The sequence below is a fragment of the Streptomyces sp. genome, from assembly GCF_036566765.1.
Taxonomy (GTDB): domain Bacteria; phylum Actinomycetota; class Actinomycetes; order Streptomycetales; family Streptomycetaceae; genus Streptomyces.
This window is the reverse complement of record NZ_DATCVQ010000674.1, coordinates 1-13,449: the sequence shown is the minus strand read 5'-3', so window position 1 is coordinate 13,449 and position 13,449 is coordinate 1. Positions and strand designations below refer to the sequence as shown.

Genomic DNA, 13,449 nt, shown 5'->3' with positions numbered 1-13,449 from the left:
CCTTCGGGAGGGTCCTTTTTGCTGGTCAGGGGTGGTTTCCGGTCCGCCTGTGACGCGCCGGGCTCCCGTGTCTGCCGCGCACCTGCTGACGCCGGCCCCGGAGCGACGGAGGGACACGTACCGCGAGGCGCCGGTGAGGCGCGGGCCTGCGACCAGGTCCGCGACCATGTCCGCGACCGTCGGGCGGAGCTCCTGGTCGGAAAGTGCCTGGTCAGAAACCGCTCGTCCGATCACGGGGCGGAGTACGCTGAAAGTACCGGGAGTAAGTCGAGCACCCGCTCCCACGCGGACGTCGTTTCCGGCGATCAAGACACTGGGCCGTCCTGCAGGGCGGCCCGGAGACGGGTCCGCGATCATGACCGCCACCCTCGCACCCGCGCTTCCGGCACGCTTGTCGCTCACACCGAAGACCACCCTCGCCGGCCAGTTGGACGGTGCCTGGTGGCCTTTTTCGCGTGACCTCACCGCCGAACTTCCGCCCCTGGTCGACGCGCTGGACGAGCACTTCGGACGCATCACACGCGTCACGGTGAACCCCACCCGCTGGCCCGTCGTCCCCCACAAGGTCTCCGCCACCGGCCACACCGTGCACGTCGGCTGGTTCACCGAGCAGGACCCCGACAAGATGATCCTGCTCTCCTACACCGTCGGCCGCTGCGACCTGCTGGTGATCCCGCCCGAGACCGAACCCGCCGCAGCCGCCCGGCTCATGACCGCCGCCGCCGTCCCCGGGAGCGTCCTGGCCGCCGGTGTCCTGATGTCCGACGAGGCGGCGACCGGCCGCCGTATGCGGGACGCCCGAAGCAGCGAGGAAACCTGGGAGACCGACGGCGGGTCCGCCCCTGCCGCCGCTCCGGCACCCGGTCGTCGGGGCGCGGGTGATCCCCCTGCCGAGGAACATGCGGAGGTGACGTCATGGAAACCCTGATCACGCTCGCGGCAGTCGCCCTGCTGATCGCGCTCGGCACGCGCCTGATCCACCAGCTCAACGCCCAGCACGACGCACGCATCGCGGCCCACCACTTCAGCGACCCCTTCCCGGCCATCGCCCGTCCACCCGGCCACAGCCACCACCCGCCGACAGGGCAAGCCCCCAGCCGCAGGCCCACGGGCACCTGGCCCTGACCACCCCCCAGACCACTCCTCCGACCGAAGGCCGCGGGTGGGGCACCCGACACCCGGGACAACCCACCCGCCGGCCTCTCGCCCGCCCGTGAAGGGACCTCACACCTTGTGCCCCACCCCCACCCCCACCCCCACCGACACCGCGACCCTGCCCTCGGCCGGACACGCCGAGATCCGCATCGTCGCCGCCACCCCCGAAGCCGCCCGCGCGGTCGCCGAAGTGATCCGCCGCTCCTTCGCCGGGGCGGAACAGCGCAGTTACCCCGTACTCGAAGGCGGCACACGGCTCCACCTCACCGTCGACACCGAATCCGCCGCGGAACCCGCCCTCTCCTGGCTCGCCACCAGCAGACCGTCCGCTCGCAACGGCGCCCACGTCGACGAGGTGTGAGGAGCGCCGGCCGTTCCTCACCCGCATGAAAGGACTCGGTCATGGCGACGCTCCGCGAGCGGCAGGTCTACCGCGAACGGGTCCTGACCGCCCTCTACGAAGCCACCGAAGGCAACCGCCTCCTCGGAGTCCCGGGGTCGAAGCTGCTGAGCGACCTGCGCATCCCCGAGGAAGACCTGGCCGCCGCCTGCACCTACCTCGCCGGCGAAGGCCTGATCACCGTCGACTGGGAACCCGGCAACACACCCGCGATGGTCTCCCTCACCCACCAGGGAATCCGCCGCATGGAGGCCGAAGAGGAAGAACGCGGCTGACACCGCGGCGGCGACGGGAGGCGGCCCTTCGCCAAACCGCTCCCCGGCCCCGCCGCTACTCCGCCCCGCAGGCGAGTGGGGTGGGGTCGGCGCGTTTGGCCATCCAGCCGGCGACCTGGACGCGGGAGGTGCAGGACAGCTTCTTCATGATCTTGCGGAGGTGGTTGACCGCGGTCCACTCGGCGATGCCGAGGCGGCGGGCTATCTCGCGGTTGGTCAGGCCGTTCGCGACCAGTTCGGCGACCTCCAGCTCGCGGTCGGTGAGCGGGTGATCGGGGGCGTTCCAGGTGCGGGGCACACGCAGCGGCGGGGCGGGGGCCAGGACCGCGGCGACCGCCTCCGCGAGGTCCCCGCGCGCGCCCTCCGCGGCGAGCCGGCTCGCCTCGGCCTCGCCCAGGCGGACCCGGGCACGGGCGGTCACGGTCTCCACCTCGCGGGCCACGTCGGCCGGCGCCGCGCAGCGGGTGGTGACGCGCAGGGCTGCGGCGGCGCCGAGCGCGGAGGCGACCCGGCGCCAGGTCTCGGTCGCCCGGGGCCGACTGCGGGTGAGCGCGACCGCGTACTGCTCAAGCCCGAGCACGACGACCGGCGCGTGCCCCAGCTCGGCCGCCTGCCGGAGCGCGGTCCGGTACAGCGGGAGCGCCGTGTCCCGGTCGTCCTGGAGGAGCGCGGCGTGGGCGAGCACGTAGGTCGCGAGCACGATGTTGCGCAGGTCGTCGACGGGCCGGAGGACGGCAAGCGCCTCCTCGGCGAGCCGCCGCGCCCCGGCGGCGTCGCCGGCCGCGAGCCGGCAAGCGGCGAGGGTACGCAGGGTCTCCCCCCGCTCGCCGGGCCCGGCCGCAGCCGCACCCCGTTCCGACCGGTGGGTCGCCAGGGTCCGCTCCCACGGCCCCGCCACCCCTACGTCGGCGCGCTCGCCGGAACCCGCGCCGACCCGACCAGGTGTCAACGTCCGCTCCAGCATTCCCGCCGCCGTCTCCGCGTCGCCGCGGTGGTACGCGAGGGCGCCTGCCAGCCGGGTGCAGGCGGCTTCGCCTGCCTCGTCGGCCAGGGTCCCGTACGCCTGCCGGGCCTCGGCCAGGGACCTCTCTGCGGCGTCCCACTCCCCCGCGCACAGCAGCAACTCCGCCAGCGCGCGGTGGCCCTTGGCCGCGACCTCGGGCGGGACGCCGGGGGCCGTGACGGCTGCTGTCAGGCGGCGGAGGCCCTCCGTCGTTCGGCCGCCGGCCTGCCAGTGGACCCTCAGCGCGGCGGCGATGCGGACCGCCGATGTCGCGTCGTGCGTGCGGGCGAAGTGGGTCAGGGCCTGGCGGATGTCGGGGAGCCAGTGGTCCAGCCAGGTCAGGGCCCAGGGCTGGTCGGGGCCTTCCAGGGTGGGTTCCGCGGCCTCGACCAGTGTCAGCAGGAAGCCTGCGTGCGCCGCCTCGCCCTCCTCTGCGCCGGCCGTCTCTCTCAAGTGCTGGCGCACGTACGCCCGGGTCAGGCCCAGCATCGTGATGATGACGTCGCCGTCCGGGCACTCCGTCGTGCTCAGCAGGCTCTTGTCGACCAGGGCGGCCAGCAGCTCCTGCGTGCGGGCGGGCCCCAGACCCGACACGCCGACCGCCGCGGGGAAATCGAATTCCCGGCGGAAGAACGCGATCCGGTGCAAGAACGCGCGTTCTTCCTCGCCCAGTCCGGCATGACTTCTCGCCAGCGCCGATTTCATGTCGCAATGCCGCGTGAACATGGCGCAATCCGTGCGCGAGAGGCTGGCGAGATCCTCGTCGAGTTCCGTGAGGACTTTTCGCGGGGAGAGCAGCTTCATCCGCGCGGCCGCGAATTCGATCGCCAGCGGCAGGCCGTCCGTACGGGCGCAGAGTTCGGCCACCGCCGCCGCGCTGTCCTCGGTCAGCGCGAAGCCGGGGCGGATCAGCCGGGTCCGTTCGACGAAGAGTTGGACGGACGGGACCTGTTCGAGCGCCATGAGGTCGCGGGCCTCCAGGTCCGGGACCGCCAGCGGTTCGAGAGGGAGCAGGGCCTCCCCGTACACGCCCAGGCGCTCGGGTCCGGTGACCACCACCGAGAGCCGGGGACAGCGGCCGACCAGGGCCACGACCTGCTGCCCCAGCGCCCCGCGGTGCCCTTCCGAGCCGTCCAGGACCAGCAGGAAGTGCCGGTCGTCGAGCGCGCCCGCGCGGTCGGTGACGAGCGCGGACAGGTCGCCGCCGGGCGCGAGGTCGTCGAGTTCGACGTACATGCCGCCGTCGGCGAACCGGTCCACGACGTCGTCGAACGCGGCCGTCGCGAGCCGGCTCTTGCCCACGCCGACGGGGCCGGTGACGGTCACGATCCGGGCGTCGGAGGCGAGCAGTCCGCGCAGTTCCCGGAGTTCCCGGTCGCGCCCCACCAGTCCGCGGAACGGAAGGGAGCCGCCGAGCACCTGGTCGACCGCCGGCCCTCTGTCTCTGCCGAATTGCCGAATCGCGTGCATGGGGACTCCGTTCCGATGGCGGCGGTATCGCATCGCGCAAGGCGTCAACTGCTCTGCCCGGCAGCGGAAACAAACGGGAAGGCAGTCCAACACGGTCGGCAGTCCGGCATCAATGCAGCTTGTTCGAAACTGTCAGGTACGAAACGAACGAAACGAACGAAGCCAACGAACGACGTCCACACAAGCGAGAACCGCGGTCCGCCCCCCAAGGAGGGGCGAACCGCGGGCGCCCGCCGCGCCTCTTACAGCGCCGTGACCGTCACCCCGCTCTCCGGGTCCGCGTCGATGCCCCGCTCCTCGGCGATCCGCATCGCCTCCTCGACCAGGGTCTCCACGATCTGCGACTCCGGCACGGTCTTGATCACCTCGCCCTTGACGAAGATCTGGCCCTTGCCGTTGCCGGAGGCCACGCCGAGGTCGGCCTCCCGGGCCTCGCCGGGGCCGTTCACGACGCAGCCCATGACGGCCACCCGCAGCGCCGCCGGGAAGCCCTCCAGCGCGGCGCTGACCTTCTCCGCGAGGGTGTGCACGTCGACCTGGGCGCGCCCGCAGGACGGGCAGGAGACGATGTCGAGGCCGCGTTCGCGCAGGTTGAGCGATTCCAGGATCTGGTTGCCGACCTTGACCTCCTCCACCGGCGGGGCCGACAGCGAGACCCGGATCGTGTCGCCGATCCCCTCGGCGAGCAGCGCGCCGAAGGCGACCGACGACTTGACCGTGCCCTGGAAGGCCGGGCCCGCCTCGGTCACGCCGAGGTGCAGCGGGTAGTCGCACTGGGCGGCGAGCTGCCGGTACGCAGCGATCATCACGACCGGGTCGTTGTGCTTGACCGAGATCTTGATGTCGCGGAAGCCGTGCTCCTCGAAGAGCGAGCACTCCCACAGCGCCGACTCGACCAGCGCCTCCGGCGTGACCCGGCCGTACTTCTTCAGCAGCCGGGCGTCCAGCGAACCGGCGTTGACGCCGATCCGGATCGGGATGCCGGCGTTGGCGGCCTCCTTCGCGATGTCCCGGACCTTGTCGTCGAACCTCTTGATGTTGCCCGGGTTCACCCGGACCGCCGCGCAGCCCGCGTCGATCGCCGCGAACACGTACTTGGGCTGGAAGTGGATGTCCGCGATCACCGGGATCGGGGACTTCCTCGCGATGATCGGCAGCGCCTCGGCGTCGTCCGCCGACGGCACCGCGACGCGCACGATCTGGCAGCCGGACGCGGTCAGTTCGGCGATCTGCTGGAGCGTGGCGTTGATGTCCGTGGTCGGCGTCGTCGTCATCGACTGCACCGACACCGGCGCGTCGCCGCCCACCGGCACCTTGCCCACCATGATCTGCCGCGAGACCCGTCGCTCGGCGACCGGCGGCAGCTCCGGCTCGTCCCGGACCTTCGGCATGCCGAGCCCTACGGTCGTGGTCACCGTGTCTCCCTTCCGCCGGCCCCGTCCAGGAGCCGCGCGAGTTCGTCAGCGATTGCGTCTGCGGAGCCGGACGGGCCGGCGCCCTCGGGGCCGCTGATCTCCTCCACCACCGCGCGGGCGACGCTCTGCGCGGTCAGCCCGCAGTCGGCCAGCACCTCGGCCCTGCTGCCGTGGTCGAGGAACCTGCGCGGGATGCCGAACTCCCGCACCGGGGTGCGCACCCGGTCGTCGCGCAGGAACTGGGCGATCGTGGAGCCGATGCCGCCGGTGCGGCCGCTGTCCTCCAGGGTCACGACGAGGCGGTGGCGGCGGGCCAGGTCGCCGATCGTCGGGTTGACCGGGCTCACCCAGCGCGGGTCCACCACCGTGGTCCCGATGCCCTGCGCCCACAGCACCTCGGCGACCCGCAGCGCCGTCCCGGCCAGCGCGCCGACCGAGACGATCAGGACGTCGAGCGAGCCGGAGCGGCGCAGTACGTCGAGGCCCGCGAAGGTCGCGACCGCCGGCACGTCCTCGCCGGCCGGCCCCTTGGGGAACCGTACGAGCGTCGGCCCCTCCTCCCAGGCCACGGCCTCGTCGAGGAGCTCCTCGAGACGGGCGCCGTCGCGGGGCGCGGCGATCCGCAGGCCCGGCACCACCTGGAGCACCGACAGGTCCCACATGCCGTTGTGGCTGGGCCCGTCGTCGCCGGTCACGCCGGACCGGTCGAGCACGAAGGTGACCGCCCTGCGGTGCAGGGCGACGTCCATCAGGAGCTGGTCGAAGGCCCGGTTGACGAAGGTCGAGTAGATCGCGACGACCGGGTGGACGCCGCCGAGCGAGAGGCCCGCGGCCATGGTGACGGCGTGCTGCTCGGCGATGCCGACGTCCAGGACCCGGTCGGGGAAGCGCCGTTGCATCGGCAGCAGGCCGGTCGGCTCCAGCATCGCCGCGGTGACGGCTACGACGTCGGGGCGGCGTTCCGCGATACGGGTCACCTGCGCCCCGAACACCGAGGTGAACGAGGGCCCGGCGGAGGCGCCGAGGGCGCGGCCGGTGACCGGGTCCATCGGCTTGATGGCGTGCCCGCGGTCGAGTTCGTTGCTCTCGGTGTGCGGGAAGCCGCGCCCCTTCTCGGTGACGACGTGCACCACGACGGGGCGGCGCAGTTCCCGGGCGTGGCGCAGCGCGTCCTGGACGGCGGCGATGTCATGGCCGTCGACGGGGCCGAGGTAGGCCAGGCCGAGCAGTTCGAACAGGCCGGGTCCGGGCCGGCCGGCGCGCAGTTCGGCGAGGTGGTCGGCGAGGCCGCCGCGGGTGGGGGCGTACGAGCGGCCGTTGTCGTTGAGCACGACGATCAGCGGCCGGTCGGGGCCGTCGGCGATGTTGTTGAGCGCCTCCCAGGCCATGCCGCCGGTCATCGCGCCGTCGCCGATGACGGCGACGACCGCGCGGTCGGTGCGGCCGGTGTGCGCGTCGGCGCGGGCCAGGCCGTCGGCGTACGACAGGGCCGTGGAGGCGTGCGAGTTCTCCACCAGGTCGTGGTCGGACTCGGCGGCGCACGGGTAGCCGGACAGGCCGCCGCGCTTGCGCAGCCGGTCGAAGCCGTCGGCCCGGCCGGTCAGGATCTTGTGGACGTAGCTCTGGTGGCCGGTGTCCCACACCAGCCGGTCCGTCGGCGAGTCGAAGACGGAGTGCAGGGCGATGGTCAGCTCGACGACGCCGAGGTTCGGGCCCAGGTGGCCGCCGCTGGCGGTGACCTTGTCGACCAGGAAGTCCCGGATCTCGGCGGCGAGTTCGGTGAGCTGTTCGGGTTTCAGGGCGCGCAGCGACTGTGGTCCGCGCACCTGTTTCAACAAGGACATGGGGTGCTCCCTCAGCTCCCTCACCTGCTCCGGTAGGCCACTTCGTCGGCCATCACGCCGAGTTCGGCGCGCCATGCGTCGTCAAGGTCGGCCCGTTCGAGGGCCGTACGGGCCCGGGCCACGAGCTCGTCGATGCGCTGCTCGATCCGCAGCCGGCTCTCGCCGAGCCGGTCGAGGATCTCCTCGGTGTCCCAGTCGTTGCCGGAGATCAGCTTGCGGACCCGCTCGTCCCGCTCGGCGGCCTCGACCAGCAGCAGGGTCATCTTGTGCTGCTCCAGGTCCAGGCCGACCGGCTTGCCGGCCGCGTCGCTGTCGCCGAAGACGCCGATGAGGTCGTCGCGCAGCTGGAACGCCTCGCCGAGGGCCTCGCCGTACTCCTCGAACGCCGGCGCGAGGTCCGGCCGGCCGGCGATCGCGGCGCCGAGCAGCAGCGGGCGGTGGATGCTGTAGCGGCCCGACTTGCAGACGGCGACCCAGCGGGACAGCTCCGGCTCGATCACGCCCTCGGCGGCGACGGCCATGTCGAGGAACTGGCCCATCTGGATCTCGGTGAGCATCTCGCCCCACAGGTCGCGCACCACCGGCGGCAGGTCGCGGACCAGGCGCTCGGCGTAGATCTGGGCGAGCGCGCCGGAGAGGATCGCGACGCCCTCGCCGTAGCGGCGCGGCTCGCCGCGCCAGCCGCTGGCGATGTGCGTGGCGGACTCGCGGGTGTGCACGGCGGGGACGCCGCGGCGCAGCTCGGAGGCGTCCAGGACGTCGTCGTGGACGAGCGCGCCGGTGTGGACGAGTTCGATGCCGGCGGCGCAGTCGACGACGAGCTGCTCGTCGGCCGCCTCGCCGCCGGCGGCGAGGAATCCGCTGACGCAGAACGCCGGCCGCAGCCGCTTGCCGCCGGCGGCGACCAGGCCGGTCACCGCGTCGACGGGCACGGCGCCGCGCGGGTCCACGCGGACCCAGTGGTCGCGCTCCGCGGTCAGGAACCCGGCCAGGCGCCGCTCGACCTTCTCCAGCACGGCCAGCCGGGCCGCGCGGGCCTGGGGGACTTGGGAACGTGACATGACGACTTCCCTCTCTGGTGGGGGGTGCGGTTCAGGGCGCGGACGGGGCGTCGAGGAGCCGGGCCGGCGGGTGGAAGACGACGTCCTCCTGGGCGACCGACTCGATCTCCACGTCGTCGTAGCCGTGCTCGGCGAGCCGGTCGAGCAGCTCGTCGACGAGGATCTGCGGGGCGCTCGCCCCGGCGCTCACGCCGATCGTCGTCGCGCCCTCCAGCCAGCCGTCGTCGAACTCCGTGACGTCGGGGACGAGATGGGCGCGGGTGCCGAGCCGCTCGGCGACCTCGACCATCCGGACCGAGTTGCTGGAGTTGCGGGAGCCGACGACGAGCACCAGGTCGCTGCGCGGCACGACCGCCTTGACGGCGTCCTGCCGGTTCTGGCTGGCGTAGCAGATGTCGTCGGTGCCGGGGCCGCGCAGATCGGTGAAGCGGCGCTGCAGCACCGCGATGATGCCCTTGGTCTCGTCGACCGAGAGCGTGGTCTGGGTGAGGAAGGCGAGCGGGGCGTCGGCAGGCAGGTCGAGCCGCTCGGCGTCCTCCTCGGTCTCCACGATGATCGTCTGCTCGGGGGCGTGTCCGTACGTGCCCTCGACTTCCTCGTGGCCCTCGTGGCCGATGAGCAGCAGGGTGCGGTCGTCGCGGGCGAACCGGAGGGCCTCCTGGTGCACCTTGGACACCAGCGGGCAGGTCGCGTCGATCACGTCGAGGGAGCGCAGCGCGGCGTTCTCCCGGACCTGGGGCGAGACGCCGTGCGCGGAGAACACGCAGACCGCCTTCTCCGGAACCTCGTCCTCCGAATCGACGAATATCGCGCCGCGCTTCTCGAGCTGACGAACGACATAGTGATTGTGGACTATTTCCTTGCGTACGTAGACCGGGGCACCGTAACGCTCGAGCGCCAGCTCAATAATTGATATCGCCCGCCGGACTCCGGCGCAGAAACTGCGCGGTTCGGCGAGCAGGACTTTCTTTTGCGGCCCCATCTTCGCTCCGTCTTCAAAGAGTTGGTCCAGCGCCGCCGGGGCGGCGTCCGACGGACCGACTCTGGGGGCCGCGCGGACCGGCCGTCAACCATGACAATGACAGCGAGCACGAACTAGCCATGCCTCCCGACCAGGGCAACCGCTGAACCTTGCCATCCCCTTGTCATTCAAATCGCCATCGCGCAATTCCTACTGTGAAGCGCATGAGCACTGTCACCGAGAACCCGGCCGATGCCATCCTCGACGCGGTGTGCACGCCGCTCTTCCAGTCCCTGCGACGCAGTGACCAACGCCGTAGGGGCGTCGAATACATTCAGGGTCTGCTGTCGACCCGGGGCCGTAAGTCGATACGTAACATGGCGGCGTTGATCGGCGGTAACGGGACGGGTCAGGGACTGCACCATTTCATCTGCAGTTCCACCTGGGACTGGACGCTGGTGCGCCGGGCGATGGCGCGGTACCTGCTCGAGACCGCGCCGCCGCAGGCGTGGGTGGCCCGGCCGATGATCATCCCCAAGGTGGGGACGCACTCGGTCGGCGTGAGCAAGTACTTCTCGCCCGCCGAGGGCCAGTTGCTCAGCGCCCAGCGCGCCATCGGCGTGTGGGCGGTGTCGGACCGGATGACCGCGCCGGTCAACTGGCGGCTGCACCTGCCGCAGGCCTGGTTCAAGGACGGGCTGCGCCGCAACCAGGCGTCGATCCCCTGCGACCTGGGCCCGGAGACCCTCGGCGACTGCCTGCTGACGGCCTGCCGGGAGATGGCGCGGGAGTGGGACCTGCCGGCCCGGCCGGTGGTCGTCGACATCGACGAGATCGATCCGGTCGCCACGGTCGCCGGGCTGCGCGCGGCGGGCATCCCGGCGCTGGTCCGGGTCACCGGGGAGACCCGGCTGACGGTCAGCGACTCGGCGCTCACCGGGCACGGGGCGCACCGGCTGGCCGCCGCCGAGATCGTCCGGGCGGCCCGGCATCTGCGCCGGCCGGTGATGTGGCAGGACTTCGCCTCCGGGCCGCGGGCCCGCACCAGCCTGATCACCGTCGCCCGGGTCCGCGTCCCGGGGGCCTCGGTGCACCGCGACGGGGGACAGCTGCTCCTGGTGGGCGTCGGCCGGGCCGGCCGGCCGGAGGCGGACGAGCTGTGGCTGACCGACCTGCCGCCGACGCAGGTGGCGTCGGTGCCCCAGCTGAGCGGCTACTGCCGGCGGGTCGACCAGGACTTCGAGGAGGTCACCGCGCAGGTCGGCATCCGGGACTACGTGGGCCGCTCGTACAGCGGCTGGCACCGGCACGTCACCCTCGCCTCCGCCGCGCACACGGTCGCCGTGCTCTCGGCGGCGGCGCGGCTGCCGGCGCTGCAGCGGGCCACCGCCTCGTGAGGCCCGGCGGCGGTGCACGGCGGGTGCACACAGAGTGAACCCATTGCCACCGGCCGGGAATGGCACTTATCTTCGAGCCGACACCTACGGACCGGGATGCTCGTCAGTCCCGGGGCGGCTCCGCTTCTGCCGGGGCCGGACGGCGGGGAGCGTCCCGATCCACCGGGGCGGGCGCTGGACGCCGGGCGTACGGGATCTTCGTATCCGCGTACCCGCAGGAGCAGGCACATGAGCAAGCACGTCCTCGCCCAGAACCAGTACGGCAAGGCCGAGAACCGCATCGTCGCGATCACCCGCAAGGGCTCGGACGGTTCCTGGCACGAGATCCGCGACCTGAACGTGTCCGTGGCGCTGCGCGGCGAGTTCCGCGAGGTCCATCTGACCGGCGACAACGGCAACTGTCTGCCGACGGACACGACCAAGAACACCGTGTACGCGTTCGCCAAGGAGCACGGCGTCACGTCGCCCGAGGCGTTCGGCATCCTCCTGGCCAAGCACTTCGTCTCCTCGCAGTCCGTCATCCACGAGGCGCAGATCCGCATCGAGGAGTTCGCCTGGGACCGCATCCCGGTGCCGACCCGCAAGGAGCAGCACTCCTTCGCGCGGCAGGGCCAGGAGGTGCGCACCGCGCAGATCACCTACAGCGAGAACACCGGTCAGCTGGAGGTGATCTCGGGGCTGAAGGACCTGACGGTGATGAACTCGACCAACTCCGAGTTCCACGGCTACATCAAGGACCGGTACACGACCCTGAAGGAGGCGTACGACCGCATCCTGGCCACCAAGGTCACCGCCCGCTGGGCGAACTCGGCCGCGGCTGCCGCGGACGAGGACCACGACTGGGACCGCTCGTACAAGAAGGTTCGCCGGCACATGCTGGAGGCCTTCGCGGAGACGTACAGCTACTCGCTCCAGCAGACCCTGCACGCGATGGCGGACCGGGTCCTCGACAACGTCTCGACGGTCAACGAGGTCCGGCTGAACCTGCCGAACAAGCACCACTTCCTCGTCGACCTGGAGCCCTTCGGGCTGAAGAACGACAACGAGGTGTACTTCGCCGCCGACCGGATGTACGGCCTGATCGAGGGCACGATCCACCGCGACGGGGTGCAGCCGGTGATCGCCACCAGCGACTGGATCGTCGCCTGACCCGAGGCTCAGAGCCCGGCCGCCGCCTCGACGCCCAGCCACACGGCGCCGAGTCCGGCGGCCAGGCTCCCGGCGACGTTGGCCGCCGCGTACCGCCTCGCCCCGCTCTCGTACAGCTTCAGCGTCTCGTAGGAGAACGTGGAGTACGTGGTGAGGGCGCCGCACAGCCCGGTGCCGAGCAGCAGCTGGGCCTGCGCGGAGGAGACGCCGGTGAGCAGACCGAGCACGAACGAGCCGACGGCGTTGACGGTGAACGTGCCCCAGGGGAAGACCGAGTCGTGCCGGGCCTGGACGGCGCGGTCGGTGAGGTAGCGCAGCGGCGCGCCGACGGCGGCACCGGCGAGGACGAGCAGCCAGTTCACTCCCGCTCCCCCGCGTCCCGCCCGGTGTACCGGACGACCTCGCAGTCGTCGAGGATCACCAGCCCCTCGGCGACCAGTTCGTCGAGCTGCGGCAGGAACGCGCGGACCCGGTCCTCGGTGTCCACGATCAGGACCGCGACCGGCAGGTCCTCGCTCAGCGACAGCAGGCGCGCGGTGTGCACGAGGGACGAGGCGCCGAAGCCCTCGATGCCGCGGAAGACCGACGCCCCGGCGAGGCCGGCCGCGTGGGCGCGGTGCACGATCTCGGAGTACAGCGGGCGGTGGTGCCAGGTGTCGCTCTCCCCGACGAGGACCGTCAGCCGCAGGGCCCTGCCCGCCAGTCGCGTCATCGTGCTCTCCTCGCGCGTGCGCCACGGGTCGCCGTGGTCGCGGCCCAGACCGCGGCGAGGGCCGCCGCTGCCGTCGCCCCCATGTATGCCACGGCGCGCACGGTCTCCCCGTCCTCCAGCAGTCGCTGCGTGTCGAGTGCGTACGTCGAGAACGTGGTGAAGCCGCCGAGCACGCCGGTGCCGAGGAAGGGGCGCACGAGCGGGTGCGGCGGGGCGGCGGTCTCGGTGACCAGCACCATCAGGACGCCGATCAGCGCGCAGCCGAGGACGTTCACGCCGAACGTGGTCCAGGGGAACGCCCCGGCAGGCGTCGGCCAGGCCAGCGCCGCGCCGTACCGGGCGGCCGCGCCGAGCGCCCCGCCGGCGGCGACGACGCCGACCACCGGCAGTTGAGCGCGCGCGAGCATGCGCACAGGCTAGGACAGGCCTCAGTCCGCGAGCGATTCCAGCAGCGCCGTCGCCCAGTCGGCGTCGTAGTGGTCGAGGCGGGGGAAGCCGCCGTCGTACAGGTCGCCGGTGAAGACATACGTCGCGCCCGGGTTGTGGGCCGCGTAGCCGCCGGTCGCGAAGAAATGCGGGCTGCCCTGGATCTCCGGGCCCTGCGCCT

The 13,449-nt window shown here is 72.1% G+C and carries 14 protein-coding genes; 6 read left to right on the top strand and 8 right to left on the bottom strand.

The features are described 5' to 3' along the window. Window positions 1–355: 355 nt before the first annotated feature. From VIU94_RS39195 to VIU94_RS39180, 4 genes are all read left to right on the top strand, one after another. Window positions 356–928: a DUF5994 family protein gene (locus VIU94_RS39195; protein WP_331919482.1), complete on the top strand. Its 573-nt coding sequence runs from the start codon at window positions 356–358 to the stop codon at window positions 926–928. Then, complete coding sequence (locus VIU94_RS39190; protein WP_331919480.1) at window positions 916–1,125, top strand: hypothetical protein; 210 nt, start codon at window positions 916–918, stop codon at window positions 1,123–1,125. The genes VIU94_RS39195 and VIU94_RS39190 overlap by 13 nt, the downstream gene beginning before the upstream one ends. 106 nt (window positions 1,126–1,231) lie before the next feature. Next, on the top strand, window positions 1,232–1,516 hold the full coding sequence (locus VIU94_RS39185) for a hypothetical protein (RefSeq protein WP_331919478.1): 285 nt from the start codon (window positions 1,232–1,234) through the stop codon (window positions 1,514–1,516). A 41-nt stretch (window positions 1,517–1,557) separates the two neighbouring features. Further along, window positions 1,558–1,830 carry a hypothetical protein gene (locus VIU94_RS39180; protein ID WP_331919476.1) on the top strand — a complete coding sequence of 91 codons (273 nt, stop codon included), beginning with the start codon at window positions 1,558–1,560 and terminating at the stop codon, window positions 1,828–1,830. Window positions 1,831–1,885: 55 nt separating this feature from the next. Here the strand turns inward: VIU94_RS39180 and VIU94_RS39175 are convergent, their stop codons facing one another. From VIU94_RS39175 to VIU94_RS39155, 5 genes are all read right to left on the bottom strand, one after another. After that, the gene (locus VIU94_RS39175) at window positions 1,886–4,303 is read right to left on the bottom strand and encodes an ATP-binding protein (RefSeq protein ID WP_331919474.1); all 2,418 of its coding nucleotides are present in this window, start codon (window positions 4,301–4,303) and stop codon (window positions 1,886–1,888) included. A gap of 242 nt (window positions 4,304–4,545) precedes the next feature. Further along, on the bottom strand, window positions 4,546–5,694 hold the full coding sequence (ispG, locus tag VIU94_RS39170) for a flavodoxin-dependent (E)-4-hydroxy-3-methylbut-2-enyl-diphosphate synthase (protein ID WP_331919484.1): 1,149 nt from the start codon (window positions 5,692–5,694) through the stop codon (window positions 4,546–4,548). 20 nt (window positions 5,695–5,714) lie between these two features. After that, entirely contained in the window at window positions 5,715–7,562 is a 1,848-nt protein-coding gene (locus tag VIU94_RS39165; protein ID WP_331919472.1) for a 1-deoxy-D-xylulose-5-phosphate synthase, read from the bottom strand. 20 nt (window positions 7,563–7,582) lie between these two features. After that, window positions 7,583–8,623 carry a polyprenyl synthetase family protein gene (locus VIU94_RS39160; RefSeq protein WP_331919470.1) on the bottom strand — a complete coding sequence of 347 codons (1,041 nt, stop codon included), beginning with the start codon at window positions 8,621–8,623 and terminating at the stop codon, window positions 7,583–7,585. A gap of 31 nt (window positions 8,624–8,654) precedes the next feature. Beyond that, window positions 8,655–9,605: a 4-hydroxy-3-methylbut-2-enyl diphosphate reductase gene (locus VIU94_RS39155; protein ID WP_331919468.1), complete on the bottom strand. Its 951-nt coding sequence runs from the start codon at window positions 9,603–9,605 to the stop codon at window positions 8,655–8,657. Between the two features lie 203 nt (window positions 9,606–9,808). Here VIU94_RS39155 and VIU94_RS39150 point away from each other — a divergent pair, with 203 nt between their 5' ends. Both VIU94_RS39150 and pucL read left to right on the top strand, forming a co-directional pair. After that, window positions 9,809–10,981, top strand: coding sequence for an IS701 family transposase (locus VIU94_RS39150; protein WP_331919466.1), 1,173 nt, complete (start codon window positions 9,809–9,811; stop codon window positions 10,979–10,981). Window positions 10,982–11,209: 228 nt separating this feature from the next. Further along, entirely contained in the window at window positions 11,210–12,130 is a 921-nt protein-coding gene (pucL, locus tag VIU94_RS39145; RefSeq protein WP_331919464.1) for a factor-independent urate hydroxylase, read from the top strand. Window positions 12,131–12,138: 8 nt separating this feature from the next. Here pucL and crcB (VIU94_RS39140) read toward each other — a convergent pair whose 3' ends face one another. The 3 genes from crcB (VIU94_RS39140) to crcB (VIU94_RS39130) are packed head-to-tail and all read right to left on the bottom strand — an operon-like array spanning window position 12,139 to window position 13,249. Beyond that, window positions 12,139–12,492, bottom strand: coding sequence for a fluoride efflux transporter CrcB (gene crcB / locus VIU94_RS39140; RefSeq protein ID WP_331919462.1), 354 nt, complete (start codon window positions 12,490–12,492; stop codon window positions 12,139–12,141). Further along, window positions 12,489–12,842: a putative PII-like signaling protein gene (locus VIU94_RS39135; RefSeq protein WP_331919460.1), complete on the bottom strand. Its 354-nt coding sequence runs from the start codon at window positions 12,840–12,842 to the stop codon at window positions 12,489–12,491. The genes crcB (VIU94_RS39140) and VIU94_RS39135 overlap by 4 nt, the downstream gene beginning before the upstream one ends. Then, the gene (crcB, locus tag VIU94_RS39130; RefSeq protein ID WP_331919458.1) at window positions 12,839–13,249 is read right to left on the bottom strand and encodes a fluoride efflux transporter CrcB; all 411 of its coding nucleotides are present in this window, start codon (window positions 13,247–13,249) and stop codon (window positions 12,839–12,841) included. Before crcB (VIU94_RS39130) ends, VIU94_RS39135 begins: the two co-directional genes overlap by 4 nt. Window positions 13,250–13,449: the final 200 nt, after the last annotated feature.

Bases quoted from the DNA above. Each gene is read 5' to 3' on its own strand.
- VIU94_RS39175 (WP_331919474.1), bottom strand. From the start codon at position 4,303: ATGCACGCGATTCGGCAATTCGGCAGAGACAGAGGGCCGGCGGTCGAC.
- VIU94_RS39195 (WP_331919482.1), top strand. From the start codon at position 356: ATGACCGCCACCCTCGCACCCGCGCTTCCGGCACGCTTGTCGCTCACA.
- ispG (WP_331919484.1), bottom strand. From the start codon at position 5,694: ATGCCGAAGGTCCGGGACGAGCCGGAGCTGCCGCCGGTCGCCGAGCGA.
- crcB (WP_331919458.1), bottom strand. From the start codon at position 13,249: ATGCTCGCGCGCGCTCAACTGCCGGTGGTCGGCGTCGTCGCCGCCGGC.
- VIU94_RS39150 (WP_331919466.1), top strand. From the start codon at position 9,809: ATGAGCACTGTCACCGAGAACCCGGCCGATGCCATCCTCGACGCGGTG.
- VIU94_RS39190 (WP_331919480.1), top strand. From the start codon at position 916: ATGGAAACCCTGATCACGCTCGCGGCAGTCGCCCTGCTGATCGCGCTC.
- VIU94_RS39165 (WP_331919472.1), bottom strand. From the start codon at position 7,562: ATGTCCTTGTTGAAACAGGTGCGCGGACCACAGTCGCTGCGCGCCCTG.
- VIU94_RS39180 (WP_331919476.1), top strand. From the start codon at position 1,558: ATGGCGACGCTCCGCGAGCGGCAGGTCTACCGCGAACGGGTCCTGACC.
- VIU94_RS39160 (WP_331919470.1), bottom strand. From the start codon at position 8,623: ATGTCACGTTCCCAAGTCCCCCAGGCCCGCGCGGCCCGGCTGGCCGTG.
- VIU94_RS39155 (WP_331919468.1), bottom strand. From the start codon at position 9,605: ATGGGGCCGCAAAAGAAAGTCCTGCTCGCCGAACCGCGCAGTTTCTGC.
- VIU94_RS39135 (WP_331919460.1), bottom strand. From the start codon at position 12,842: ATGACGCGACTGGCGGGCAGGGCCCTGCGGCTGACGGTCCTCGTCGGG.
- pucL (WP_331919464.1), top strand. From the start codon at position 11,210: ATGAGCAAGCACGTCCTCGCCCAGAACCAGTACGGCAAGGCCGAGAAC.